Origin of the sequence: Bacillus sp. EB01 (assembly GCF_000613125.1) — a bacterium.
Classification (GTDB): Bacteria; Bacillota; Bacilli; order Bacillales; family Cytobacillaceae; genus Bacillus_D.
This window is the reverse complement of sequence record NZ_HG964497.1, coordinates 5,037,892-5,062,893: the sequence shown is the minus strand read 5'-3', so window position 1 is coordinate 5,062,893 and position 25,002 is coordinate 5,037,892. Positions and strand designations below refer to the sequence as shown.

Annotated in this window: 22 protein-coding genes and 1 pseudogene; 4 read left to right on the top strand and 19 right to left on the bottom strand. The window is 38.6% G+C overall.

Features of this window, described 5'->3' with window-relative positions; all coding sequences use genetic code 11:
- Positions 1–120 precede the first annotated feature (120 nt).
- The 9 genes and pseudogenes from TY16_RS23870 to TY16_RS26450 form a co-directional block, all read right to left on the bottom strand.
- Complete coding sequence (locus tag TY16_RS23870) at positions 121–636, bottom strand: metallophosphoesterase (protein ID WP_043934203.1); 516 nt, start codon at positions 634–636, stop codon at positions 121–123.
- The gene (locus tag TY16_RS23865; RefSeq protein WP_043934202.1) at positions 633–1,241 is read right to left on the bottom strand and encodes an XTP/dITP diphosphatase; all 609 of its coding nucleotides are present in this window, start codon (positions 1,239–1,241) and stop codon (positions 633–635) included. Before TY16_RS23865 ends, TY16_RS23870 begins: the two co-directional genes overlap by 4 nt.
- Positions 1,242–1,257: 16 nt before the next feature.
- The gene (gene rph, locus TY16_RS23860) at positions 1,258–2,013 is read right to left on the bottom strand and encodes a ribonuclease PH (RefSeq protein ID WP_043934201.1); all 756 of its coding nucleotides are present in this window, start codon (positions 2,011–2,013) and stop codon (positions 1,258–1,260) included.
- Between the two features lie 123 nt (positions 2,014–2,136).
- Positions 2,137–3,189, bottom strand: a complete 1,053-nt coding sequence (locus tag TY16_RS23855) for a GerMN domain-containing protein (protein WP_043934200.1) — start codon at positions 3,187–3,189, stop codon at positions 2,137–2,139.
- A gap of 816 nt (positions 3,190–4,005) precedes the next feature.
- On the bottom strand, positions 4,006–4,803 hold the full coding sequence (racE, locus tag TY16_RS23850; protein WP_043934199.1) for a glutamate racemase: 798 nt from the start codon (positions 4,801–4,803) through the stop codon (positions 4,006–4,008).
- Positions 4,804–4,813: 10 nt separating this feature from the next.
- The gene (locus TY16_RS23845; protein WP_043934198.1) at positions 4,814–5,269 is read right to left on the bottom strand and encodes a MarR family winged helix-turn-helix transcriptional regulator; all 456 of its coding nucleotides are present in this window, start codon (positions 5,267–5,269) and stop codon (positions 4,814–4,816) included.
- A 168-nt stretch (positions 5,270–5,437) separates the two neighbouring features.
- Positions 5,438–5,527 (bottom strand): annotated as a pseudogene (locus tag TY16_RS23840) (hypothetical protein); the annotation flags it as partial.
- Positions 5,528–5,541: 14 nt separating this feature from the next.
- Positions 5,542–7,128, bottom strand: a complete 1,587-nt coding sequence (locus tag TY16_RS23835; protein ID WP_043934196.1) for a recombinase family protein — start codon at positions 7,126–7,128, stop codon at positions 5,542–5,544.
- Between the two features lie 131 nt (positions 7,129–7,259).
- Entirely contained in the window at positions 7,260–7,427 is a 168-nt protein-coding gene (locus TY16_RS26450; protein ID WP_155922310.1) for a hypothetical protein, read from the bottom strand.
- A 666-nt stretch (positions 7,428–8,093) separates the two neighbouring features.
- Here TY16_RS26450 and TY16_RS23830 point away from each other — a divergent pair.
- The gene (locus TY16_RS23830; protein WP_043934195.1) at positions 8,094–9,116 is read left to right on the top strand and encodes a hypothetical protein; all 1,023 of its coding nucleotides are present in this window, start codon (positions 8,094–8,096) and stop codon (positions 9,114–9,116) included.
- Between the two features lie 16 nt (positions 9,117–9,132).
- On the opposite strand, the gene TY16_RS23825 is transcribed toward TY16_RS23830, so the two are convergent.
- Both TY16_RS23825 and TY16_RS23820 read right to left on the bottom strand, forming a co-directional pair.
- The gene (locus TY16_RS23825) at positions 9,133–10,326 is read right to left on the bottom strand and encodes a site-specific integrase (RefSeq protein ID WP_052342850.1); all 1,194 of its coding nucleotides are present in this window, start codon (positions 10,324–10,326) and stop codon (positions 9,133–9,135) included.
- An 824-nt stretch (positions 10,327–11,150) separates the two neighbouring features.
- Positions 11,151–11,861 (bottom strand): hypothetical protein, encoded by a 711-nt coding sequence (locus TY16_RS23820; RefSeq protein WP_043934194.1) that lies wholly within the window; start codon positions 11,859–11,861, stop codon positions 11,151–11,153.
- A 220-nt stretch (positions 11,862–12,081) separates the two neighbouring features.
- On the opposite strand from TY16_RS23820, the gene recJ reads away from it, so the two are divergent.
- Positions 12,082–13,671, top strand: a complete 1,590-nt coding sequence (gene recJ, locus TY16_RS23815) for a single-stranded-DNA-specific exonuclease RecJ (RefSeq protein ID WP_231505668.1) — start codon at positions 12,082–12,084, stop codon at positions 13,669–13,671.
- 108 nt (positions 13,672–13,779) lie between these two features.
- Entirely contained in the window at positions 13,780–14,220 is a 441-nt protein-coding gene (locus TY16_RS23810) for a very short patch repair endonuclease (RefSeq protein WP_043934193.1), read from the top strand.
- On the opposite strand, the gene TY16_RS23805 is transcribed toward TY16_RS23810, so the two are convergent.
- Together TY16_RS23805 and TY16_RS23800 are read right to left on the bottom strand one after the other, a co-directional pair.
- Positions 14,217–15,389, bottom strand: a complete 1,173-nt coding sequence (locus TY16_RS23805; protein ID WP_043934192.1) for a DNA cytosine methyltransferase — start codon at positions 15,387–15,389, stop codon at positions 14,217–14,219. The genes TY16_RS23810 and TY16_RS23805 overlap by 4 nt on opposite strands.
- A gap of 75 nt (positions 15,390–15,464) precedes the next feature.
- Positions 15,465–17,075, bottom strand: coding sequence for a restriction endonuclease FokI C-terminal domain-containing protein (locus TY16_RS23800; RefSeq protein WP_043934191.1), 1,611 nt, complete (start codon positions 17,073–17,075; stop codon positions 15,465–15,467).
- A 248-nt stretch (positions 17,076–17,323) separates the two neighbouring features.
- On the opposite strand from TY16_RS23800, the gene TY16_RS23795 reads away from it, so the two are divergent.
- Positions 17,324–17,782 (top strand): hypothetical protein, encoded by a 459-nt coding sequence (locus TY16_RS23795; RefSeq protein ID WP_043934190.1) that lies wholly within the window; start codon positions 17,324–17,326, stop codon positions 17,780–17,782.
- Between the two features lie 259 nt (positions 17,783–18,041).
- Here TY16_RS23795 and TY16_RS23790 read toward each other — a convergent pair whose 3' ends face one another.
- The 6 genes from TY16_RS23790 to pulA all read right to left on the bottom strand — a co-directional run bounded on the left by TY16_RS23790 (position 18,042) and on the right by pulA (position 24,666).
- Positions 18,042–19,043, bottom strand: a complete 1,002-nt coding sequence (locus TY16_RS23790; RefSeq protein ID WP_043934189.1) for a DarT ssDNA thymidine ADP-ribosyltransferase family protein — start codon at positions 19,041–19,043, stop codon at positions 18,042–18,044.
- The gene (locus TY16_RS25465; RefSeq protein WP_052342848.1) at positions 19,012–19,977 is read right to left on the bottom strand and encodes a macro domain-containing protein; all 966 of its coding nucleotides are present in this window, start codon (positions 19,975–19,977) and stop codon (positions 19,012–19,014) included. Before TY16_RS25465 ends, TY16_RS23790 begins: the two co-directional genes overlap by 32 nt.
- 134 nt (positions 19,978–20,111) lie before the next feature.
- Positions 20,112–20,735 (bottom strand): hypothetical protein, encoded by a 624-nt coding sequence (locus tag TY16_RS23780; RefSeq protein ID WP_043934188.1) that lies wholly within the window; start codon positions 20,733–20,735, stop codon positions 20,112–20,114.
- Positions 20,736–20,906: 171 nt separating this feature from the next.
- Positions 20,907–21,062, bottom strand: coding sequence for a helix-turn-helix domain-containing protein (locus tag TY16_RS23775; RefSeq protein WP_043934187.1), 156 nt, complete (start codon positions 21,060–21,062; stop codon positions 20,907–20,909).
- Positions 21,063–21,162: 100 nt separating this feature from the next.
- Complete coding sequence (locus tag TY16_RS23770; protein ID WP_043934186.1) at positions 21,163–21,633, bottom strand: acyl-CoA thioesterase; 471 nt, start codon at positions 21,631–21,633, stop codon at positions 21,163–21,165.
- A 123-nt stretch (positions 21,634–21,756) separates the two neighbouring features.
- A complete protein-coding gene (gene pulA, locus TY16_RS27235) occupies positions 21,757–24,666 on the bottom strand; it encodes a type I pullulanase (RefSeq protein ID WP_442853262.1) in 2,910 nt (969 codons plus the stop codon).
- Between the last annotated feature and the right edge of the window lie 336 nt (positions 24,667–25,002).

Sequence of the window (25,002 nt, the reverse complement as noted above, 5' to 3'; positions counted from 1 at the left end):
CGAACATTTTTAATTATAGTAGCCAAGTAAGCAGTTGTCAACAAGTTTTCTCAAAGTTTCTTCAACTGGAAATTTAACGGAAAAAGCGGTGCTCGGTTTGCATCCGCTTTTTCCAGTCTTTTACTGTTTTAAGAGGAATTGCTGTTTGAATTCGGGAAGTTCGCCTTTTTCCAAATCAAAAACATTGACCACTACATGGTCCTCATGAATGCCCAGGATCAGGTATGTTTTCTCCTTAAGCCCTCTTGGCAGCCTGATGCTTCCCGGGTTCACGAACAGGATGCCTCCTGACATTTCTGCACCAAGAAGATGTGAATGTCCAAAGCAGACAATGTCTGCGCCTGCCTCGCGAGCTTTGTACAACAGGCTCATCAATGTCGATTTGACGGAGTATAGGTGCCCGTGTGTCACGAGAATTTTTCTGCCGGCTACCTCAACGATTTCTTCATCTGGATAGCCAGGGTGGAAGTCGCAATTTCCGCCGACGGCGACAAACCCCTTCAATGCCTCGTCATCCTTTGGCAATTCGGAATCACCGCAATGGATGAACACATCCACATCGGGGTGCCTGTCCTTAAGCGTCCTCATCGGAGCTGCCGAGCCATGGCTATCACTTAAAACCAATACCTTTTTCATGCCAAATCAGCACCATTCTTCGAATCAAGCACCACTCGAAGCTTCGATAAGGCATTAGCCCGGTGGCTGATCGCATTTTTCTCTTCCTTTAAAAGCTCAGCCATTGTCCGGCCAAGGCTCGGCACATAAAAAATTGGGTCATAGCCGAAACCGTTTGTGCCGTGCCGCTCTGTAAGAATGATGCCTTCGCATGTACCTTCTACGGTAATCGTCTCTTGTCCTGGAACTGCGAATGCCAGGGCGCAATGGAAGCGGGCAGTACGGTTTTCTTCGGTAGTACCATTTAATTCTTCGAGAACCTTATCAATATTGGCCTCATCGTTTTTCGCTTCTCCTGCATAACGCGCTGAATAAATACCAGGTCGGCCTTCCAGCCCATCGATTGCAAGGCCTGAATCATCACCGATTACTGCCTTACCCAGCTTCTTGGAGATTGTTTCTGCTTTGAGAATCGCGTTTTCTGCAAAGGTCGTTCCTGTCTCTTCTACATCAGGCGCATTTGGAAAATCCAGCAGCGTCAGGACTTTAATGCCCTTTTCTGCAAAAATGGCTTCGAATTCCTTCGCCTTTCCGGCATTTTTGGTTGCTATGATTACTTCTTTCATAGGATCTGCCTCCTAACTACTTTGAAATCCTAGAGTCTATTTTACCCGAAATGTCTGTGCCAAGCGCAATTCTTTGCTGCTCAAACAATTCAACCAGCCCAGCTTCTGCGGCCTCAAGCATTTGATTTAGCTGTTGCCGTGAAAAAGTTGACTCCTCTCCAGTTCCCTGGAGCTCAACAAATTCACCGCTTCCGGTCATGACGACATTCATATCAACCAATGCTTTTGAATCTTCTACATAATTTAAATCAAGAACAGCATGTCCATCCTCAAGAATTCCAACGCTTGTAGCCGCGAGGAAATTGGTTATCGGAAATGGGGTCAGACCCCTTTTTTGGGCGAGACCGTTGAGGGCTAGCGTCATGGCTATAAATGCTCCGGTAATGGAGGCGGTTCTGGTTCCCCCATCTGCCTGGATGACGTCGCAGTCAATCCAAACTGTTCTTTCGCCAATCGCCTCAAGGTCAACAACCGCCCTGAGAGCGCGCCCGATCAGGCGCTGGATTTCCATCGTCCGGCCGGTCACCTTGCCCTTGGACGATTCACGGATGTTGCGCTGCTCCGTGGCCCTGGGAAGCATGGAATATTCAGCAGTAATCCATCCCTTACCTGCGCCGCGCATAAACGGAGGGACTCGTTCCTCGATGCTGGCTGAGCAAATGACTTTTGTGTCACCAACGGAGATTAGAACGGACCCCTCTGGATGTTTTAAATAATTGGTTTCAATATGTATATTGCGTAATTGAAGTGGTTCCCTGCCATCGTATCGCATATGAAAGTCCTCCCTAATTTAGCTCTTAAATGAGTGTCGACCCATTTTTCAAAAAAAGAAAGAAGAGGCGGCTTTTGGGCTGCCTCTTTGATTTTCTCTATATAGTATAACAAATATTGTTTTTTAGAAACTACCAGTATTGACTTTTTCAGGGCGCGTGACCGGCGCTGTCAATTTCTTTCCATCTTCTTGGACGAGTTCGGCCTTGCCATCAACTAGGATGGATACTTCCTTGATGCCATCCAGCTCTGTGAGGGAGAGGACAAGGGCATCCATGAGCTGTTCGGAAATGATTTTTTCTTCAAAGCTGTGGTAGACCGCTTCATTGAAGTTGAGCGTGACTTTTTCGCCTTCAATTTTTGGATCGTCGAGAAGTTTTACCTGGTTCATGAATTCACTTTCAAGGCTGGTTGTTGATGGTCCTTTCGCTAGCTCCTGGACAGCAGCTTCTATGTCGCTGGCGACTGAATTGCTAACGCGCTTTGTCACAGGTACATAGTAGTAGGAGCCTTCTTCGCCGCCAACATAGTAAACTGTGACCGGTCTGGTGTTCATGATATCCGTTACGGTTGAGGAGTCGAGGTTAATACCCGAATCCCTTGACAAGGAATCGCTAATTGGTGTGCCATTGACTGGCATTTCAGTGAGCTCGTGCCCGTTTAGCTTCAGCTTGACTTTGTCAACTGAGTCAAACTGGGTCAATGTCCAGGTGACAGACTGCAGGATTTTCAATTCATCTTCAGGCTGGTAGTTCTTGAATTCCTTTGAAAAATTCACTGTGGCAACTTTGTCATCATTGATGTCGACTGATATGTCTGTGTCCGCTGGAAGGACTGCCCGGAAGCCATTCGGCAGCATTTCAGATACTGGTCCGTTTTCAACAAGGTATTCCAAAGCCTGTCTGGCGATTGAATTTGTTTTTGGCAGCTCGAGTGCCTGGGAAACCACGAAGCCATTTTTATCGATCAAATAGAGCTCTGTTTTAAGAGTGCCTTGTGTTTCTGCCGATTCACCTTCTTCTGGTGTACCTGTTACCCCTTTTTCATTTTCAAAAGAAGTGCTTTTTGGCGGGTCAATCTTTTTGACCGTTTCATTTCCGAATAGGCCGCACCCTGATAGCAAAATCGAAGTGACCAGCACAGCCGATGCCAGCACCTTAGGTTTAGTTGTGGACATGAAAATCCCTCCCGAGACAGTTTGTACTACATGTATACGAGCCCCGGGAGATTTTAGACCAAGCCTTGAAAAATAAAACAGTGGGTTGCTGCTTACAATCTTTAAAAATTGCATTAGTAAAAGTGAAGCTGTGGTTAAGCACACTTTATTACTAGTCGAGACTTTTGATTGGTTAGTTTTCACTAGCAGTACTCGGACACTCACTAGGTAATCAACAGTAAAAACTAGTAGGTCTCCGAGTAGTACTACAAAGGGCTACTTTTCTGAACCACACTTTATTGCCAGTCGAAATTCTTGGTTGGTTAGTTTTCACTAGCAATACTCGGACGCTCACTAGGTAATCAACAGTAAATATGTCTAGTACTACAAAGGAATACTTTTCCGAACCACACTTTATTGCCAGTCGAAATTCATGGTGGTTAGATTTCACTAGTAGTACTCAGACACCTACTAGGTAATCAACAGTAAAAACTAGTAGGTCTCCGAGTAGTACTACAAAGGACTACTTTTCTGAATCACACTTTATTGCCAGTTCAAAATCTTGGTTGGTTAGTTTTCACTAGCAGTACTCGGACATTCACTAGGTAATCAACTGTAAACTAGTAGGTCACCGAGTAGTACTACAAATGACTACTTTTCTGAACCACACTTTATTGCCAGTTCAAATTCTTGGTTGGTTGGTTTTCACTAGCAATACTCGGTGACTCACTAGGCATCCGACAAAAATTTAGTTACACAAACAACTACAACTTGAACCACCTATAATCTCAGATTGAGCCACCAAAAAGAAAAGCCCCCGATTGGGAGCTTTAAGAATTAATCCAATTTAATTGTTTTGACACCAGTTACCTCATAGCCAAGCCATTCTGATGCTATTTTTGAAAAAATAACATCAGAACCGGTTGTGTAAAATTCATGTTTCGGAAGGTCATTATCTTGGTCGATCAATCCGCGATAATCTAGGATTGTGCTCACTTCTCTGGCTGTTTCGTCGCCGGAGCTAATGACTTTGACATCCGTACCCATATACTGCTTGATTAACGGTTCTAGCAACGGATAATGGGTACATCCAAGGATGAGCGTATCGAGTTTTTGTCCCTTTAAGGGCTCGAGAGCCTCGGCGACAATCCGTTCGGCAAGCTCGCCTTTCACCTCGCCGCTTTCTACAAGCGGAACAAATTTCGGGCACGCATGGCTGACGACGGACACTCTGCTGACGAGTGACTTCAATGCCTTTTCGTAGGCGCCGCTTTTTACCGTGCCAATGGTTCCAATGACGCCAACATGATAGTTTTCGGTATTTTTAATTGCTGCCCTGGCCCCTGGATAAATTACCCCAACTACAGGGATATCCAGTTCCCTGCGGATATCGTCGAGGACGGCCGCTGTAGCTGTATTGCAGGCAATGACAAGCATTTTTATGTTTTTGCCCAGTAAAAAACGCGTCAGCTGCCAGGTGAATTTCCGGACCTCCTGGACTGGCCGCGGCCCATATGGGCATCGTTTTGTGTCACCGAGATAAATAATTTGTTCATTTGGAAGCTGGCGTATGACTTCCCTTGCTACTGTCAAACCGCCTACCCCCGAGTCAATAATTCCGATTGGCTGTTTCAAAACCCTCGCCTCATTTTTCCCGCATTTCCTGATGCAATTTTGTCATGTTGTGCTGGAGTACAGCCACTTCTTCAGTAGTAAAGTTTTTTAATGTATCGGTCAGGTATTCCTGCCTTTTTTTAATAACTTCATCGATGATCCGCCCGCCCTCTTCAAGCAGATGGATCCTTACGACACGCCTGTCCTTCGGATCTTTAACACGAACAACAAGTTCATTCTTTTCCATCCGGTCAACGAGGTCAGTGGTGGTACTGAATGCTAAATACATTTTATTGGATAGTTCGCCGATAGTCATGTCGCCATCTTCAAAAAGCCATTGGAGCGCGACGAATTGCGGCGGGGTGATGGTATAGTTGCTGAGCATTTCCCTGCCCTTTTGCTTTATGATACCTGCTATATAACGAAGATCCTTTTCAATTTGAGCAACGATAGCTGGATCCAATTTTTCAGTCCGAACCTGTTCCATTTCTCAACCACTCCCATAAAAAGCCCTGAAGGCTGTTATCCACAATTTCTGCTTACGTTTATTTTCTACTTTTTTCACCAAAAGTTCAAGGAAAACAACAATCCTAGTATAGCATGTACCATTTATAAAAAAATGGAGACCGGCCTCCATGATGGATGCCGGTCCTGATTAGAGCTCGAGCTCTCCCATTCGCAGAAGTTCAACTACTGCCTGTGAACGCCCCTTAACCCCGAGCTTTTGCATTGCATTCGTCATGTGTTTTGTATGCATAACTAAGGGTGTAAGACACCCAGAGGGGTGCGAATCTCCACCTCACCTTCTTTGTTCACATTAATAACTTCTACTATTTGTTTCAACACCAGTTGAAGTTCATCCACTTCTGAAAATTCCAATTTAACAAGTTTTTCTAAGGCTTCTTTTATTTTCTGCTTAATTACCTTCTCATTAACTTCCTGGGTATTTACTTCCGATAAATTCTTCAACCGATTTTGGAGTTCTTTTATCTTTAAGTCTAACTGCTCCTTTTCAAAAACAAATTGCTCTTTATCAACCTCACCTAATTTGAAGTCATTCCTTAATTCGAATAGAAGCTTCCTATTCCTATCTAGTAAGCGTTGGTTTTGTTTAATTTGTTTTTCATTATCTAGGATTCCGGAATCATTTTCGACCTTAATATTTGAACTAACCTCATCAACATTTATTAATGTGCTTAATGATGATTTAAGCTCATGTAACAACGCTTTCGTTAGTTTCTCAAGGGGTATCCAGTATCCATTCGGACATCCTTTTACCCCCATCCTCCTCCGAGATGAGCAAATTAGGTATCTATATTCGTTCTTCTGACCGTCCATACGTTTCTTTCCAGATTTCATTGAAACGAAATTTTTACCACAATGAGCACACTTTATTATGCCAGAAAAAGGGTTAACCTTAACATTACGAACCCCTCCGCGTTTACCACCACCCCTCATTAATCTTATTTCTTGGGCCTTGTCAAACAGTTCCTCATCTATGATGGCTTCCCAGTTGCTTTTTTCAGAATGGTGCCAGGAATCTTTTTCAACTTGGACCAACTTGTTTATCCTGTTATGCATATCGTCCATGTCTTGATATTTTTTCACCTTATATTTGCCAAAGGCATGTAATCCCTTATAGGCCTCGTTTTGTAAAATCCTTTGAACAGTTGTAAGTCCCCAAACTCCTCCCTTAGGAGAAGGGATTCCTTCATCATTTAGATAATTTACAACTGATTTCTCACCCATATTATTGTAAACATACAGGTCATAAATTTTACGGACAATTGAGGCCTCATACTCCATTACCTCCAAAGTCTTCTTTCCATCGATTAAAACCTTTTTATATCCATAGGGTGCTATGGACCCTGTAAAGTTTCCCTGTAAGGCAGACTCCCTGATTCCGCGTTTGGACGCGATACTAATTTGCTCTGATAGTTTTTGGTTTACCGCAGATATGATTGTAAAAATCATCTCATTATCACTTTCACCAGAATCATAGATGTCCTCAATACTTATTAGTCTAAGACCTAGACCATTAACCAATTTGCGTTTCAAAGAGATGGCGTCAAGCGAGTCACGGGAAAATCGCGAAAGTGAAGCGAAAATTATTGTTGAAAAATAACCATTACCTGCATCCTCGAGAAGTTGCTTTATTTCCTCACGTCCAACAATACTTGTCCCGGTAGACCTGTCCTCATAAATATATTCAGGTCTAACTTCAAGGCCGGCATCCATAGCTTTTTGAATACATAAGGACTTTTGATGTTCTGGAGAATCTTTTTGTGACGTTTTTAGTGTAGACACTCGAACATATATAGCTGCAATGTTATTCCTAATCTTCATTGTTTTTATCCCCCAAAAGTAGTCTATAGTTATTATAAGGCGTCGGGACTGTAAAATTTTAGGACCTTTTGATGGCTGATTTTACAATCCCAACCATTAATGTTTTTAATTGTTTGTGATGTTTCTAAGAGTTAGCTTGTTAAATCTTGGTTTGAATTAATCGGACTGGTATATGAGAGATTCTTGTTTTGCGATAAAACTTTATCGATGGTTTGCTTAACAAGCTCGTTCACAACTTCATCAGATGATTTACCGTTTAAACTTGGTAATATCTTAATCTTGAACACTTTTTTTACCACAAAAATCACTCCTCTCTCATACACCTATATGCCTTGGAATCTTTGTCCTATTCAATTCCTATACGTACGTTAAGCACCTCTTTTTCGCTCCTTTAACACCTTAGTTACGGTCTGCTTAACTAGTTCCTGAACTATTTCTTCTGAAGATTTTCGATTAATACTTGGAACAATTTTAATTTTCAAGGTCTTCTTACCCATGTTAAAATCCCTCTCCCTATGAACCTTTTTGGTTCGATTATTTTTTCATTTGTTATGTAGTTGCTTCCTTTGGCTGATGGCTGCTTTCTTCTTGTTGTTGTTAGTATATAAGCGGAAAAATGCATAAAAAAGAGTTGAAATGGTCTTTTTTGCGGTGTATATATACTTACTCTGGAAAAAAACTTTTTCAATATTGAATTTGGAAATTAAAAATGATAGCTGAATATTCTATAAGAAAAAAAACCAATTGTTCTTAGCCAGAACCCTTATGGCTCTAGGAACAATTGGTTTTTCTTGTTGTATCCCTATGCATATGTTTTTTTTATTTGTTGTAACCACATGCCTATACTTCTGCAAATTATTTTTCAAAAAAGGGCTTCCGTATTGTTGAAGGATATCTCGAAATTTACTAAAACAATTTAACAAGCGTAAAAGAAATTTCATTATTTTTAAAAAGGAGGAAAAATCGTGAACGACGACTTTCTGGAGGAGCTATTGAACAATAAGATTATTAAGTTTAGCAGTAATAGAATGCATAAAATATATTATGACATGAATACAGGCACTGAAGTATTTAGAGAATTGAACGTTAGACCCGATGATAAATTATCCCGTAAAGAATCAATTGAATGGGCAAAAAGGAAAAGGGAATGGGAACTGGCTGTTGAATTAACAAAAAAGCGCGGTTTTGTACAAATGAAACGGGCAATGAGGGATGTTACCGGAAGGGCAAGGCAGTATCACTCTCATTTATTTATGAAGTTGATTCCAATTGTATCTTTTGACGAAAAGCCATTGTCTCTGAATGGCAAGTCATTAAATCAAACTAAAATTGCTAAATATTTAGGAGTACAACGAAAGGTTGCTTCAACATTTATTAGGAATATGATTGAACTAGGTATTTTAGAGGAGTGCAAAGGGGGAACAAAAAACGAAATTTTTTATAAACTATGTTCAAAATACATCATTAAAGGGGAATTTGAAGAACCGGAAGAGTATTCTGTTAAGGTATTGCAAAAACAATTAAAACATTATATTGATTTAATTGAAGAAGAAACTGAAAGGTACAAGAAGAAGGAGCGTAAAATCAAAAGAGATTTATATCCATTAAGCCTTCTTTTAGCTCTTCTTCCATATGTTCATTATCAATCCCATATTATTTGCGAAAACAGCAAAGAGGATTTTTTAAAAGAACACACAACCATAAGCGAGGCAATAAGACATAACAAACGGCTAGTAAAGAGGTTAACAGATAAAAAAATATGGAATGAAATGTCCGGACAAAATGTGAAGCAATTGTCGGTTAGGGACAAGCAGAAATTCAACATTTATTTTGAAATACTACTTAAAACAAATGTGATTGCCCTGTTCCAAGGGAGTAACAAAATGTATATAGTGAATCCGAACATTGTCTTTGTCATGTCTTACTTTAAGGATGAAACCTGGACTGAAACACTAAAAAGCTTATTTACCATTGTTGAATCGTTTTGATAAATAGCCTATATGGCTATTTTTTCTTTTTGCTGTCGGGATAATCGGCATAATAACGTATAATATTTATTCTGAAATGTCCGGTGTCAATCGATACAAGGAAGAGAGCCAATTCTTTATGAGTAAATTCTCTTCGCTTTCTTAAGTGCTCTCTTTTTTCTTTTGAATACCTGGTCCCCTTTGGGTCAATTTTATACCTTAACTGTTGTAGTTCATTATCCTTTTTGATTTTCAACTTATTTTGTCCATTCTTATCTAATGGAAATGTTTTTATTCTGTTTGTCAATTCCTTATTTAATTGGTTATATGATAAAGAAGCATATTTTTTCAACCTTTCAGCAGCATACACTTTTCTTGCAGAGTGCGTACTGTATGTCTTACCATCCCTGCTTACTCCTGCGCGTTCCGCAGCGGCACTTATAATATCCTGAACATGTTTAATAGCATTTGTTCTTCCTTTATCATTTCCTTCTCTGTCTTTTACCTGAATAACATAAGCCCCTCCTCTTTTACCTTCGGTTCTATCCTTCAAAAGGGCAGTAGTTTGTTTATCATCCACTCTGACCCATCGCTCTAGACCGCCTTTCCCTTTAATGTAAACGGTAGCTGTTCCGTCTTGACTGAATGTGATATGTTCCTTTTTCATCTTCATAACTTCATGAATTCTGCAGCCCACGCCTCTTTGGATTTGATGAATATCAGCAATTAATTCTTTTTGGGGTGATTTGGAGAGATAGATTTGATTTTGCACTTTTTCAAAATCATGGGAGGTTGCTTTTAAACATCTGGACTCATCGCTCTTACGTTTAATACCTGCGATATTTTTCATTTGAATTAAATCGTTTTTATTTCCTAATTTTAACCCTCTATACACTCCTGATTCCTTTGCTATTGATTGTAATGCATGCAGAGCATGCGGGAACCTTGATAATGTAAAGGCGGAACCGCCTTTCACCTTCATTATATTTTTATCAATCATTTGTTGCATGTACTCGATTCCATGACGGGGTTTCGCTCTGGTTATATCTTTTAATCCATGTGTTTCCTGCAGCCATTTTTCAAATGTTTTCATAATGTCACTATACGTCTTCCAAGTTGCATGTGAATTGTTCACTTTATATGGTTTATTTGAACTATCTATAAACGTTATCTGTTTACTTTTAGCCCACTCAAAAACACGGTCTATTTTTGATTCAAAGTGCTTCTCCAAATACCACCACCTCCGTAAAAGAGAAAAATTAAAATGCGGGTATTTCTAAGCTCTCAAACTGCAAGAAAACGCTCGGTTCCCCACCCTTCATTGGGTGGGGAACCTTACATGTTTTCTTTTGTTTGAATCGCTAAGAAATACGGGGCACTCCTGTTTTTTGCCAAAAAATCATGGCAAAAAACAGTCGTTTAGACCTCCGAGGGAGGTTCTATCGGTTTTTCATTCGAAAAACGATAGAACCCCCTCGACCAGCTAGCTAATGAAAGATATAGCTCCTTTCGCAAGGCTTACTCGATGTTTTCGCTTAGGCACTTATTTCATCCTGGATGAAATAAGTGCCTAAGCGAAAACTTGCCGTCTCCCCAGGGTTAGTCCTCAATAGATGAAGCTGACCCTATCGGCTTACTGTCGAAGCTCGCTCATGTTCAATAAGCCGCATACGCGACAAGGTTTAGAAATAGGTCCCTTAACGCGGGATATACGTTATTACGTTATTACTTTTTTACCTGATTACTTCATATAAGAACATAGTTATTGCACTGAGTTAACTTACAGATGTTTTCCTCCAATCATATTTTTTATTTTGTTAATTCTTATTATTTTCCTTTGAATCTCCTTTTCTTTTAGATTTATGCTGACCGAATTTTTTTAGAGCCCCTTCTATTTTTCAAAAGCTCTAGCATACCCATTTATTTGTCTTTGACAAATTTTTTTTGGTTTAGTTAATTTAATTTTAATTGATTTTATTTTTAAAGGTAAAAATATCCTGATTTTCATACTGGCCAGTTCAATCCCAATTAAAAAGATTACCCTTTCCAGGGTAATCACTGTTTATTACTATCCATAAAAAGTTCCTCCAACAAAACATGAAGAGATATATCTTCATAATTTTCCTCTTTTTCCATTTCTTCTATAAGTTTTAATGCCAATTCATAATATAATTCTTCGTTATAATTAGGTTTTTTAACGCATTCGATTAGCCAGTTTCTAAAACAACTTAAAATTTCTGACAAGGTACCTTTATAGAACTGATAATACCCAGAGCAATCAATAATGCATAGTTTGAAAACTCTTGTTGATTTAATATCTGCTTCAACCGGCACCTTGCCTATGATATACCAGACTGTTCCTTTTAACCTTGCAGCTAAATTAATATATGTTAGAAGCTGATTAATACTAACTTTCTTATAAGACTTTTTATGTTCCATCATTAGAATATGACCATACCAAAAGGCTACAACATCTATATCTCCGACATAAACAGGTGCATTATTGATATCCAGATTCATATCCGATTGTATTTTCCTTATCTCCTTATAAAATATGTCCGTATCAATCCTTTCCAAATAACAATCCACGTTTGTTATTTTCTTTGGAATCGTTATTTCATTAGGTTTATACCTCTTGAAACGTTCTTCAATATCTGTCTGGAAAAGCTGTTTATCATCTCCTATTGTATCTAAAAATGTAAAAACTCTCCTTCTCTTTGAATTACTCGGCAAACTACTTAAACTGTCGATTCCATATTTTTTCATTATCATCCACCTCAATATTTTTTTAACTCCTTATCACAATATGCCAATGCAACTAGTATATGAGCCCCATATAAACAAAGGTTGCAAGAATAGATTTTTTAAAAAATGTAAATACTAGATATACAGTAAAGTTTATAATCACACTTGAATTATAGGAGGAATTATTATTATTAAATGGATAAAAAGTGATGAAAATTTAGAAAATCACCCTCAAAGAGGTTTGATAAGATATTATGCCAGAAGCTTTAATATTCATCCAATCATCATGCAATACTTATTCTTAAATGGCTTTAACGATACTGAGGCAATAAGTAAATTTTTATACCCCTCATCAAAGGAATTCCATGACCCTTTTTTACTTAATGATATGAAAAAGGCTGTAGAACGAATTATAAGAGCTATAAAAAATTGTGAGCCTATATTAATTTTTGGGGATTATGATGCGGATGGCATTACCGCTACATCTTTGCTATTTAATTGTTTAAGGAAATTGGGGGCTAGAGTTAGCTATAGGTTGCCTTTAAGAGAAGAAGGTTACGGGATTCGGCCTGAAACCATACAAGAACTAGGAGATGAAATTTCCTTAATTATTACTGTTGATAATGGTTCCTCTGCACATGAAGCTATTGCTGAAGCAACAAATAAAGGAATAGAAGTAATTGTAACTGACCACCATGATATATTAAGCAACCATCCAAAATGCCTTGCCTTTATCAACCCTAAACGAACTGATAATTTATATCCCTTTCCAAACCTCGCGGGTGTTGGCGTGGCATTTAAACTTGTTCATGCCTTACATCTTGTATCTGGAGACTGTTGGGAAAATGAGTTTAACAACTACATCGAATTAGCAACTTTAGGTACAATCGGTGACCTAATGCCATTAACTGGAGAAAACAGGGTTATTTGTAAGTTAGGCTTAAGAAAATTCAATTGCAATCCGTCTGCTGTTTTTAAGAACATTTTCATAAAGTTATTCCTAAAAAATATTGGAAGTGGTTCAGTTGGTTTTCAAGTTGTTCCACTCCTCAATGCTATAGGCAGAATAGGAAATCCTAACTTTGCTGTGAAAATTTTAACCCAAGAGCTTGTTTCCGATGAGGCCATTTCTACACTTATTGCTTTCAATAAAAAGCGAAAGCTTCTTACAATGGAGCAATACCAAGAATGTGAAAGAATTATTGAGGAACAATCTCTTTTAAACCATAATATCATTCCTGTTTTCGGGGATTTTCATCATGGCTTAATCGGTATTTTAGCTTCAAAAATTGCTGAAAAATATCATAAACCAGCAATAGTTATTTCCAGCAATGGAACTGGCTCATGCCGTAGTGTAGAAGGTACATCTTTCTCAATAATAGATATATTAAACCATTGCCGAAAGCACTTAAAACGTTATGGTGGCCACCAAGCAGCCGCAGGCTTTTCAATCGAACCAAGCCGCAAAAACCTTGAGAACTTCTTTTTAGATTTACAAGATGTTGCAAATCAAGCGGAACCACTAAAAAGTACAAAACAGTATTTCCGTGAATGTCCACCACATATTTTTTCTTCTAGACTTTTTGATGAACTGCAACTTCTAGAACCTTTTGGTATGGAATTCAGTAATCCTATTTTTTACGCTCGTGATGTTCCAATAAAACACGTAGAATTTTTCGGTCATGATGAGGAACATACAAAGTTAATATCAACAAACGGAGATTCCTATCTTCTTTTCAATCAAAAGCCTCCGACACATGGTCGTGAAGTAAGTTTTTATTATTCTTCACCATTAAGCAAAAAAAATGAATTTATTGTGCATACGATTTAAAACACGCTCAAAAGGTCCCTCACCAACCAGAGGGACCTCTTTTATCCAATGCAATAGAGTTTGCTTTTTTATCTAAAGGGAAGAAAAATCTAAAAGGAGGGAAGTACAGTGACAGATACCCATACAACAGAGCAAAGAACCAAAAATATGAGGGCAATAAAATCACAATCAAATCTAGAAAATAGAGCAAGTAAGGCACTTTGGAAAAAAGGTTACCGTTTTAGAAAAAACAGTAAACTTTTCGGAAAACCTGATATTGCACTTCAAAAATATAAAGTAGTAATTTTCATTGACTCCTGTTTCTGGCATGTATGCCCTAACCATAGCAACATTCCTAAGTCAAATCAAGATTATTGGATAAAAAAACTAGCAAGAAATCAAGAGAGAGACCAAGAGGTAAATATGTACTATAAGGATAGAGGCTGGAATTTACTGCGTATTTGGGAACATGAGTTCAAGAAGGATTTTGACGGAACCATTGATAAAATTGCGACCTTCATTAATCAATCAAAGTCCACAAATAAAAAAAAGACCAATAAAGGTCTTTAATTTTCGGTTAATTCTAGCTCTTGCTGACCTTGAACAGGGTTAGCACTTCTAATCTTTCCCGTTCTTTTTTTCTTAGTTTTTCCGGTTAAAAGCATTTCAGATAATTCTTCTTCCCATCTAGCCGGTTCTGTTTCGTACTCAATACCAGCAAAGGTCTTTAGTATTGCTTGAACTATTACTTTTGCACCATCGGGAGGAACCGCCATTCCTATCTGCCTTCTAACACTTTCTTTTCCTCCGATAAATTCATAATCATCTGGGAAAGTTTGAAGTCGGGCACGTTCCCTATTTGTTAACGCTCTAGGTTCGCTATAATGATACATATGGGTACCGCCACCACCGGAACCTGTGACAGTGTAAGATGGGGTGTCAGGGTTCAACCGACGATAAATGTTGGACATTCTGGTTTTTTTTACGTTTAACCGCAGTTCTTCCGGAATATAGTCCGCCCAAGCATTATCCCCTGGTTTTATAATACTGAGCATTTCTACAACTTTTTTATCATGTCTTGTAAATTCATGATTTAAAGCATTTTCCGGAATAACCGGGTTTTCAAGGGCTTGTTTTGATGTTTTCCATTCCTTTGGTTCTTTAAAAGGAGCCTTTGGCACTTTGAAAATTTTATTATGGCGTTTATGAATGCCAACAATAATTATCCTGTGCCTAGACTGTGGTAGACCATATTGTTCAAATCTGTACTTGTGAGGGGTTATGTTATAACCTGATTCTTCCATTTCCTTCAAGATTTGTATAAAAGCTTGTCCACCATTAGCACTCTCTAAACCACCTACATTTTCAGCCATAAACCAATCAGGCTGAAAGTGCTTAAGCACCTTTATTCCATAGGAATACAAAGGTCCGTATTCCCCTTCTAAACCTTTAGATTCACCGACAATACTATAGTCGTTACAAGGAAAACCAAAAGCAAAAGCGTTTATGTCATTTAATTTTGTTATATCTAATTTTCTTACATCTTCAAATATGACAGACGCAGGGTCATTTGGACATATATTATGGCGAAAAGTTTCACAGGTATCTTCATGAAAATCATTAGCCCAAACGTGCTCAACGCTGAATTCCTCACCGTTAGGTCCGGTTATTGCAGCATTTTTTGCACCTAGGGATAATCCGCCCGGCCCACAAAAAAGTTCACCTTTTCGAAAAATCATTTTATACACTCCATCTATATATAGGACTTGTCCCATTATTATACATGAGAGTGTCGAAAATTGACACACTTCGGCTTATGGTAATCTATTAATTTCCTGCATGGTAATCCTTTTATTAGATTCAAACAATTTCTTTAAATCCGCGTGGTCTATCGCTTTCGTTTTATGTCTCCTAAGTAAATACAGCAAGTCCTTTGCCGTTATTGCTGAACCATTTACTCCATTAACTCGTTTAATTTTTTGAATTTGACCATCTATTGTATTTTTAAATCCATATGCAACATATAAGAAAAAAGACAAATTCGGATTGGATTGTTGATATGTAGGGATGTAGTTAATTGTCATCCTGTTATGATGGTCATTGGTAATTGAATATCGGGCATAAGCTTTGGTATCAAAAATACCTGAAAAATTTAAAGGAGACTCTACAAAACCATCTGGATGCAGGTTTTTATTACCAACATGCTGAGCTGAAAAGCCTAACTGAGTAAAAATATCAATTGTTGCCTTTTCGAATTCGGTATCTAATTCCCTAGAACTAGACGCCATTTTTAAGTAAGTCACTTCAAACAAACTGTACGTATCAGGATGGAAGTTCTCCAATGCATGTTCTACTTGTTTTTCACTATAACCAGAAACCTTTGCTAAACCTTTTATGATATCAGGTGTGATTGAAGTAATAAGTTTTTGGGATGCTAAATGGATTAGCATACTTTGAATTCTTCTAGTTTTGAAGATTTCATCAGTTATAACCGATTGTTTTGAGAAATTTCTTGTATCCTTTGTAGCACCTGGCGGAAGGCCATAATTCCGCTGAAAGTTTTCCTTCCAGTAAGGGTTTTTTTCGTCTAATGGCCTTACTTTTGTGTTATCGTTTAGAATACTTCTAACTTCGTCCTTTTTATCCTCGGGGATATAAATCGGGGACTTTGGGCTATCCCTAATTACTAACTGAGTATATTCTAGATAATTAATAAAGACATTAGCATTTGATTTCAGCGCTTCTATAGTTTTTTCAGTTGACCTGGCCCCCTTTGTTGAACTTGGATACAATTCGCCAAAGTTATTTGGCAGAATAACCTCTTTTTGACGGGACTCCAAGATTTTATTTGCGATTTTATCTATTGTCGCGTCTGATTCATCTACACCTTCCGTAAGGACAAAAACTCCCAGCTCATAACTACCCAACTCAATACGTCCGTCCTGGTTCTTCAATCTATCATCAAGTAATAACCTCAATATTAATCGAAAAGGACGAACATTAAATCTTCGGTCAATATTAACTCCGCTTCTTAATGAATAGGGAGATGGGTATTGCAATTTCATAAGCTGGTTCTTAATGATGTCGACCGGTGGTTGTCCAGCTACAAGGGCTTCACCGGCTAATGTTGTACGAATAATTTGTGTCTTAGTTTCTTCGTAAATTAATCCAAGCAGAAATAGCCAAGACTCATAGGTTCTTGCCCCACCTGCTTTTTGGTCTCTCCTATCTCCTTCCCTTTTTATTCCGTATATTTCTAAATCTTCTTCAAACTTCAACTGGCTCTCTAAGTTATCCTTCCAGATTTTATCTGCATTATAAAGTTTAAACAATGTAAGACTGTCAACTACAGGGTAAAGCTTTCTCTTATTTCTAGGGATTTGCCAGTTGTTAATACGCCTTTTAGTTACACCTTTTATCTTCACTTTAAGGCCCCCATTTAATGTTTTTCAGAATAATAAACTTCTATAAATATAACGGAATATCCTGCTAAATAAGATATATTTTTCAGAATTCTCGACAATATTCACTAAATCGGCAATTGAAACCATTTATTTTTTATAATTTGAATTTTGCGTCCCTAATGAGACGGTTTAATATAATTTGATTTTCATTTTTCTGACACAGACAAACAAAATCCTCTATGCTATTACTTAAGTAGGGAGTGATGATTATGGAAAACAATTTACAGAAGGCCATTACACTCTATCAAGAATCCGACATAAAGATTGAAGAAATTACAAAAGCAACAGGGGTCAGTACATATAGTTTATACAAGGCAATTAACAAAGATAAAACCAAAAGAAGGAATCTGCCATTCTGTACCATGGATGCAATGGAAGTGGCATTAGCCCTTTACAAACAAGGAAAGAAAGATGTAAAAGAAATCATTAGCTTCACTGGAGTTAATCAGTATAAATTTTACAAAGCGATTAACAACAGTGGCATTCAAAAAAAAAGAAAATCTGTTGCTACTTCCGAGTGCTTGGCATTAGCACTACAACTGTATGAACAGGGGGAAATGCTTGTAAGTGACATTATTAAGACCACTGGGGTCAATAGTGGGAAATTGTACAGGCACATTAAAAAGAGGAAAGTCAAGACTAGGAACAGGAGGTCAAGGAACACATGAGAGGCAGAGTAGCCGGTCGATACAAACGCGGGTTGGTGAATATTTTTTGACACAGAGCGCTTAAAATTAGGGACTTATCCGTGGAAATTCCATTACAAAAACTAGTTTCTATTAATATAAATGTTTGTATATCAATAAAAATAGACCATCAAAGTTAACTGCATTCTGATGGTCTATTTTCCTTATATTATAAATTGGTGACAGGTAACAATACCCGTCAGCCAAAGGGTTCACTTTACTTTTGTAAAATAAGAGAAAACTAGAATGGAAGATAATCATCATCCATAAAATAATTTTTATAGGCCAAGTTATCATCTAAATAAAATTCTACTTCATAAAATTCAGGATACTTTAAGTTCTCTATGTTAAATGCCTTTGTTCGTTTTGGTTCATACTCTTCATTACTCCAGGTATAGTTTATATCTGTTTGTTTCTCAATAATTTTGAGATAAGCATTAAAATGAACTTTACGACTGCAGACATTGAACGTTATTGTTATTTTTTCTTTTGTCAGGCTTACCTCATCAATATAAGTCCACTTTCCCTCAAAGAAGTTGGTTCTCGTATCAACAACAATAATATCCTTATATTTATCTTGAGTCTTCCAATCCAAAACATTTAAGAATGTCTCCTTTTCAGCAGCACTCCTGCAGACAATTCTTTTTAGATGCTGAAGTGAACACTTTTCCGGAACTATTAATTCTGCATGCCGGTTAAATTTAATGTGCGATTGAAGGAAGGTATCATAATAACCCTCATGATAAACGCTGCTAAATGGCATATTTTTAAAGGATTCAATATCACTGTAGACAGTGTCATTGACTGCCAGATTACCATATGAGAACTTTGATTCATCCATAGTTAGCATAGAAACACTATCAAATAAGAAAAAGACCGGAACGGGACAATGGGCTTTTAGTTCTGTGATTTGATTTGAAGCTCTTATGCCTTCATTATTATATTGTGTCGGGGTTTTTGGCCGAAAATAGAAACGAGCGTACGATTTCCATGAATCCGTTGTGTAATCAATAACATCAGAGCTAGCATTGTCAACCTGCATTAAACCAAGTTCAGTGGCTTTTTTCCTAGAATATACAAACCCCTCAGTAAGAATGTTCTTGGCATTCGCTAAGTCTGTAAAGTGATAAACATACTTTGGAATCCATTTTCTTTTTAGCGGAGATAATCCAGAGCTGATTTCACCGCTAATTAAACCATCTATAACCTGTTTATACTGTTCCCGATTCTTTTTCGACGACATTTGGTATATCCCCCTCGCCAAGGCTTCCAGTATTAATTGCTTTGTATGGTATCACTCTTATTCCTGTAACAAAATCTTTATCATTTGTGTAATTATGAGCTAACTCTACAGGTTCAATATAGTCTAACTTGTTCATTAGCCTTAGCACCAGACCACCAATTTCATCCAAGCCATCTGGCATGTCAAATTCGTGACAAAAACCTATTCTCTTTAAGTAGACCCATAAAGCGTGAAGCTGGGAAAAGGTTGCAAATTTCTCTTCAGTTCCAAGTTTAAACACTATTGATGGATTCGTATCAGGAACTTGTTCATTAGATTTAGCTTCATTATCTAACAATGTTACTTCCCACTTGTCACCTTTGTATGAAAGCAAATTATCAAATAAAATTTTACTTTGTAAATCATCCCAGACCTCATAAAAGCTTAGAGACTCTGGCATGGATTGCAACCACTTCTTTGTTTCTTTAATTTCTTTATGCTCAGGCTTAGAATTACTATCATTTAAATGAATAAATATTTCTATAGGTAATTGCCTTAAATATTTTTCCATTAAAGGCTTTACCTCACTCTCCCAATCCAAACCGCCATTTCCACAACCTAATAGAGGGAAGGAAATTGACGTTATTCCTTTCTCCTGATATGTTTCAACAAACTTTTGTAAACCTTTTTCTATATATTCCAATTTCGAAGGTGAACGCCAGTGCTTCTTAGTAGGAAAATTTAATACCCACTTATGTTCGGATTTATAGAGCCAAAGTTTACCGACCTCCAACAACTTGTCTTCACAGTATTTTTGATACTGTTCAAACATTTCTGGATAAGTTTCCTTAAATCTTTTTGCAATTCCCTTTCCCATAACCCCCACAGTATTTACCGTGTTAACCAATACCTGTGCCGGGCTTTCAAACAGGTCTTTCTTTACGTATGTAATCATTACTATTAAACACCTCAAGTGGTAACCAATTTGTGACTCATTTATTTCATTATATATATATTGTTACTCAAAATAAACTTGAGGAGATTGAAGCGTATATATAATAGGCAGGTTAACCCTTATACATTCAAATCTTAATTATAATTGTTCACGATAAATTCACGTATAACAAACCCTTTACTCGTTTCAGAGAATATCCGAAGTTCTAGCAACTTATTTATTGCCAAATTAAACTCTTTACGAGTTATAGGAGAAAGTTTATGATAGGCCAACTGCAAATTAACTTGCTGAAACAATTTATCGCCACTTATTCCTCTAAATCCATTTTTTTCATACAATTCGGCGGTAATTAAAATTGCCCCTTCCACATTACTAAGTTCAACCTTTACCAAGCCTACTACATTATAAATAATCTGGACAGCAGCAACCGGAACCAACCATGGAAAGCTAAGTCCGCCACCTGCAGCTTGTGCAGAATCGGTAATAACACGTAACAGTTTTCTTAAATTCAATGCTACGTTCCCTGGTCTGTAACTGGCACTGCCGCTCCCAAACAAGTCTCCCCCGCTGTTAAAAACCATTTGTATCGGTTGTTCCTTAATTTGAGGAGGCCTATAATCTAATGCATTCTTCATTTCACTAATAATCATTTCTTTTTCTTCAGGATTTGTGTTTAGTTCAACGTTCACAAACTCTTTAATTGCTTTTGAAATTTTGCTCTCTATTTCATTTTGGCGTTCATAGTTATTGGTCCACATTAAGTTACATCTCCCAATTTATTTAGTAAACTACGATTATATAATAAATTTACCAATTCAAGGAATCTTTAGCAAGTACCTAGTCGCTTTGCACTATTCCCCATATCCTAATTAAAATAGGGTACGCCTCTCTTGGCATACCCATCATTATTTTTGTATTATGCACACAAATTACATTTCATTCGAGATGTGGTTTCTGACCGTCTTTTCGCTTATATATAAATCACCAGCGATGTCTTTGGTTGTTTTGTCCTGTACCAACAGTTCGAATACTTCTCTCTCCCGTTTGGTGAGCAATGGTTTATGGTTGAATCCGGTTTCCTTCAAGTATTGTAACCCTCCTTGCCTTCGCCAGTTGTGAATCGTGGGATGGGTATATATTTAGTCAGGATATAGTATGTAACGATTTCCTTATGAGTGACTAAATTTACTTGATTATTGCTGGATTCTCCGGATTTGAAAGAAGATTTTTCATTTCATCTGTCCAAGGTACTCCTTTGCCAGTTTTCTTGGATATTTGAACCATTGTCCCTCTTCCAGTAAAACAGACCTCCCCTTTCCCGATCCTGCCCATATAATGGATATCGACCGAGGATGTCCCTACCTTATTTGCTTTAACATAAATATCGATGCTTTCATCAAAATAAACTTGCTTTAAAAAATCGCATTGAAGGTCAGCCACCACAGGAATAGTTTCATTGGTTGGCTTTACCCAATCTTGCATGAAACCAATATGCTTAAAGAATTCAATCCTTGCTAATTCAAAGTATGTAAACGGAACTGTATTGTTCAAATGTCCGAACATATCCGTCTCTGAAAAACGAACTTTTACAGGATGATAAAATTGAAACCCCTCGGCCCACTTGTCCATATCTTCAATATAATTAATTCTCCCCATATTGATCCTCCTCTGTTCCTGATAGGTGTGAATGAATAACCATTCATAATTATATAATTGAATGCCATATATGGAAACTAAAAAGAATCTGCCGGAAGGGACCGGCAGATTCTATATTAATTTTTATGCAGATTTTCTACTTTCCAAAACTGCAGGAACTTTGACAGGTTTCTTCTCGTTCTTTTTACCCTTATTGTTTCCGCCTAAAGTTACTACATACGTAGAAAGGGGGGGCACCGTTAATTTATTTCCTTTATGGATAGAAAGAGTTTCTGCACCTGCCTCGATTCCATTTACAAGTACATTCCAATTTCCACTTGCAGGTAAAGTAATCTCAACTGGTTTGGTGTTTCCATTATGAACGACTGCAATTTTTCCAGCTTTATCGCCATTTGCATTACCATCAATCACATAAGCAACAGAACCAGCTGGAGCCTTAAGGAAAGATAAATGTTCTTTAATATCTTCTGCATTTGTCATTCTAAAAGCAGGATGTTCGTTCCGGAGTTCCACAAGGCCTTTGAAGTACTCAACTTCTGCGTCAAATTCACTGCGGCGCTGCCAGTCAAGCTGATTCACTGCATCTGGTGATTTGTAGCTGTTATGGTCTCCGCCTTTTGTGCGCATGAATTCCTGGCCGGCATGGATAAAGGATATCCCCTGAGATGTCAGAACGATTGAGCTTGCAAGCTTATGCATTTGCTTTCTGGTGTCCTCGGAATCTTCCGGATTGGTCAACAGAAGTTTATCCCACAGTGTATGGTTGTCATGTGCCTCGACATAGGTTACTGTCTGCTCCGGATCGTCGGAAAAAGTCTTAATTTCATCAGAGTATTCAATTCCGCCGACAATTCCTTTCTTCATTCGGAGTTCCATGCCTTGCTTGCCATTGACAAAGCCGTTATCCAAGTCCCCAAAGACGCTGCCCTTCAAACCGTCGCGGATATCGTCATTGAAATGCGCGATTCCAGGCATTTTGGAGGCATTCTTCTGGTTCGCTTTCAGCTCTGCAGGCAAGTTCGTCGCCAAATCCCAGCCTTCGCCAATCACAATAATTGATGGATCAATTTCATCAAGAGCCTTGCGTACCTCATTCATTGTGTCAACATCATGGATGCCCATTAAATCAAAACGGAAGCCGTCAATGTTGTACTCTTCAGCCCAATATTTTACGGAGTCGACAATGAATTTGCTCATCATTTTATGCTCGGAAGCAGTATCATTTCCTACTCCAGTTCCGTTGGAAAGGCTGCCGTCTTCGTTGTAACGGTAATAATAGCCAGGCACAAGCTTATGGAGGTTCGATTCAAAAGCACTGAACATATGGTTGTAAACAACATCCATGACAATGCGCAGGTCATTGTCGTGCAGTGTTTGAACCATCTGCTTCATTTCCTTAATCCTTATAGCAGGTGTATATGGATCCGTGGAATACGAGCCTTCCGGTACATTGTAGTTCTTCGGATCATAGCCCCAGTTGTATTGCGGTGTATCAAGCTTTGTTTCATCAACGCTAGCTGTGTTGTAGTCGTACATCGGGATAAATTGGACGTGTGTAACACCAAGATCCTTAATGTGGTCAAGTCCGGTTTTCACACCGTCAGGTCCAGTAGTGCCTGTTTGGGCAACACCAAGGAATTTCCCTTTATTTTCATCGGAAACGCCGCTTTCCGGGTGAATCGTCAAGTCTCTGATATGCGCTTCATAAATAATCGCATCTTCACGGTTTTTAAAAGCTGGCTTATCCTCTCTCCAAACAGATGGATCAGTGGAATTCAGGTCTAGTACAGCGCCTTTGTCACCATTTACCGCAACCGCGCGAACGTAGGGGTCAACGGCTTCATTCCACGTGTCACCGATTTTTACTTTATACGTATAAAGCGTTCCATTCTGGTCGCCATCAAGGACTGCTGTCCAAGTGCCATTTTCCGCACGAGTCATTGGAAGCTCTGTTCCTGCTGGGCTATCCCATTTTTCATAGGTTACAAGCATTGCTTCGCTTGCAGTCGGAGCCCAGAGGCGGAATTTAGTTTCCTCTTTTGTATACGTGTTTCCGAGGTCATTGCCTGGATAATAGAATTTCTCCTCGAATGATTTGCTGCCAATTACTTTACCCAGCTGGACAGTTGCTTCGCCGAAGCCTTCTTTGGCAACTTTATAAACTTTTGCAAAATCCAATTCTTCCTTCGTTGTGATAATGACTTTATTTGTCATATCACCTGCATTGGCATCTGCGGCTTCAATTTTATCAATCTCAGCACCGGTAAGTGTAATGCCATGGTTTGATACAGAGAAAGGAAGATTTGTAGCCAGTGTAATCTTATTCATTTCATCAATAGTAGCTTTGGTGATTTTTGGTGTCCGGTCGACCTTTGCGGGGTTGTCGTAAATCCGTGACTGCCCCTGGACGAGCCATACTTCGGCTTTCCCGTCATCACTGAAATCAGTAATCCATCGATCGCCCTCACCTGGGTCTTTGGCAGTCCAGTCAGACTTCCTGACGATAAAACCAACCTTTGTTGCACCATCGAGGTTGTCTGCCTTAAATACGCCTTGCTTTCCATAAGACGTTGTTTTATCTAATTTGACTGCCTGGCCATCGGATTTGTCTGTCCAAACCCAAATATCCCAGTCGTCATAGTTTAAATCATAACGATAATAATTGAACTTCACTTCAAGTGAGTTATACGTTTTTGGTGGCTCCGCGCCATCTGGGTTGTTTGTATAAACTGTATCGTCGCCGGCTTTTATCCACACTTCATCATTGCCGTCCCAGATGCCTTCGATAAAGCGGTCGCCGCCATCTTTTTCCCAGCTATCGGTACGGACTATAAAGCCGATTTTATTATGATCGCCAGGAACCTTCAGTTCAGCAACTTTCCCAAACTCATCTTCTCCAGTAAATTGGAAAACCTCGCCGCTCATTCCATCCGGCCACACCCATAAGTTCCAATCCTTTGTGTCGCCTGCTTTCGGCTGATAATGGATTTTGATCGAGGTCGTAATTGGCTGCTGTGCGACCTTGACATCAATATTCCTTGGATTTAGGGCGTCAAAGCTGAAAATAAATTCTTCTGAAGTTTCAGGGGTGAATTTCAAATTGTCCCCATCGAGCCATTGTCCATCCATTACATATTTAAATTCAATGGTTTTTCCAGCTTCTAGAGCGATTGGTTCGCTTATCCAAAGCTTCGAGTCGGCATCATAGGTGAGCGGATTGTTTTCTCCATCCCATGAAAGCGGCGCAGAACCGCGCAAGATAACCTTCTCGTAAACTTTATTTCTATCAATCGGCTTGTCACTAAACGATAAGTCGCCAGTGATTTCAAAGATTTCAAAAGACTTGGCAGGTACTGCGAATTTCAGGTC

Excerpts from the sequence above, each read along its gene's own strand:
- rph (WP_043934201.1), bottom strand. The coding sequence starts at position 2,013 with ATGCGATACGATGGCAGGGAACCACTTCAATTACGCAATATACATATT.
- TY16_RS23780 (WP_043934188.1), bottom strand. The coding sequence starts at position 20,735 with ATGTGGACCAATAACTATGAACGCCAAAATGAAATAGAGAGCAAAATT.
- TY16_RS23820 (WP_043934194.1), bottom strand. The coding sequence starts at position 11,861 with ATGAAAAAATATGGAATCGACAGTTTAAGTAGTTTGCCGAGTAATTCA.
- TY16_RS23795 (WP_043934190.1), top strand. The coding sequence starts at position 17,324 with ATGGAAAACAATTTACAGAAGGCCATTACACTCTATCAAGAATCCGAC.
- TY16_RS23845 (WP_043934198.1), bottom strand. The coding sequence starts at position 5,269 with ATGGAACAGGTTCGGACTGAAAAATTGGATCCAGCTATCGTTGCTCAA.
- TY16_RS23870 (WP_043934203.1), bottom strand. The coding sequence starts at position 636 with ATGAAAAAGGTATTGGTTTTAAGTGATAGCCATGGCTCGGCAGCTCCG.
- TY16_RS23835 (WP_043934196.1), bottom strand. The coding sequence starts at position 7,128 with ATGAAGATTAGGAATAACATTGCAGCTATATATGTTCGAGTGTCTACA.
- TY16_RS23770 (WP_043934186.1), bottom strand. The coding sequence starts at position 21,633 with ATGGGGAGAATTAATTATATTGAAGATATGGACAAGTGGGCCGAGGGG.
- TY16_RS25465 (WP_052342848.1), bottom strand. The coding sequence starts at position 19,977 with ATGATTACATACGTAAAGAAAGACCTGTTTGAAAGCCCGGCACAGGTA.
- TY16_RS23805 (WP_043934192.1), bottom strand. The coding sequence starts at position 15,389 with ATGATTTTTCGAAAAGGTGAACTTTTTTGTGGGCCGGGCGGATTATCC.
- TY16_RS23865 (WP_043934202.1), bottom strand. The coding sequence starts at position 1,241 with ATGAAAGAAGTAATCATAGCAACCAAAAATGCCGGAAAGGCGAAGGAA.
- TY16_RS23855 (WP_043934200.1), bottom strand. The coding sequence starts at position 3,189 with ATGTCCACAACTAAACCTAAGGTGCTGGCATCGGCTGTGCTGGTCACT.
- TY16_RS23790 (WP_043934189.1), bottom strand. The coding sequence starts at position 19,043 with ATGTCGTCGAAAAAGAATCGGGAACAGTATAAACAGGTTATAGATGGT.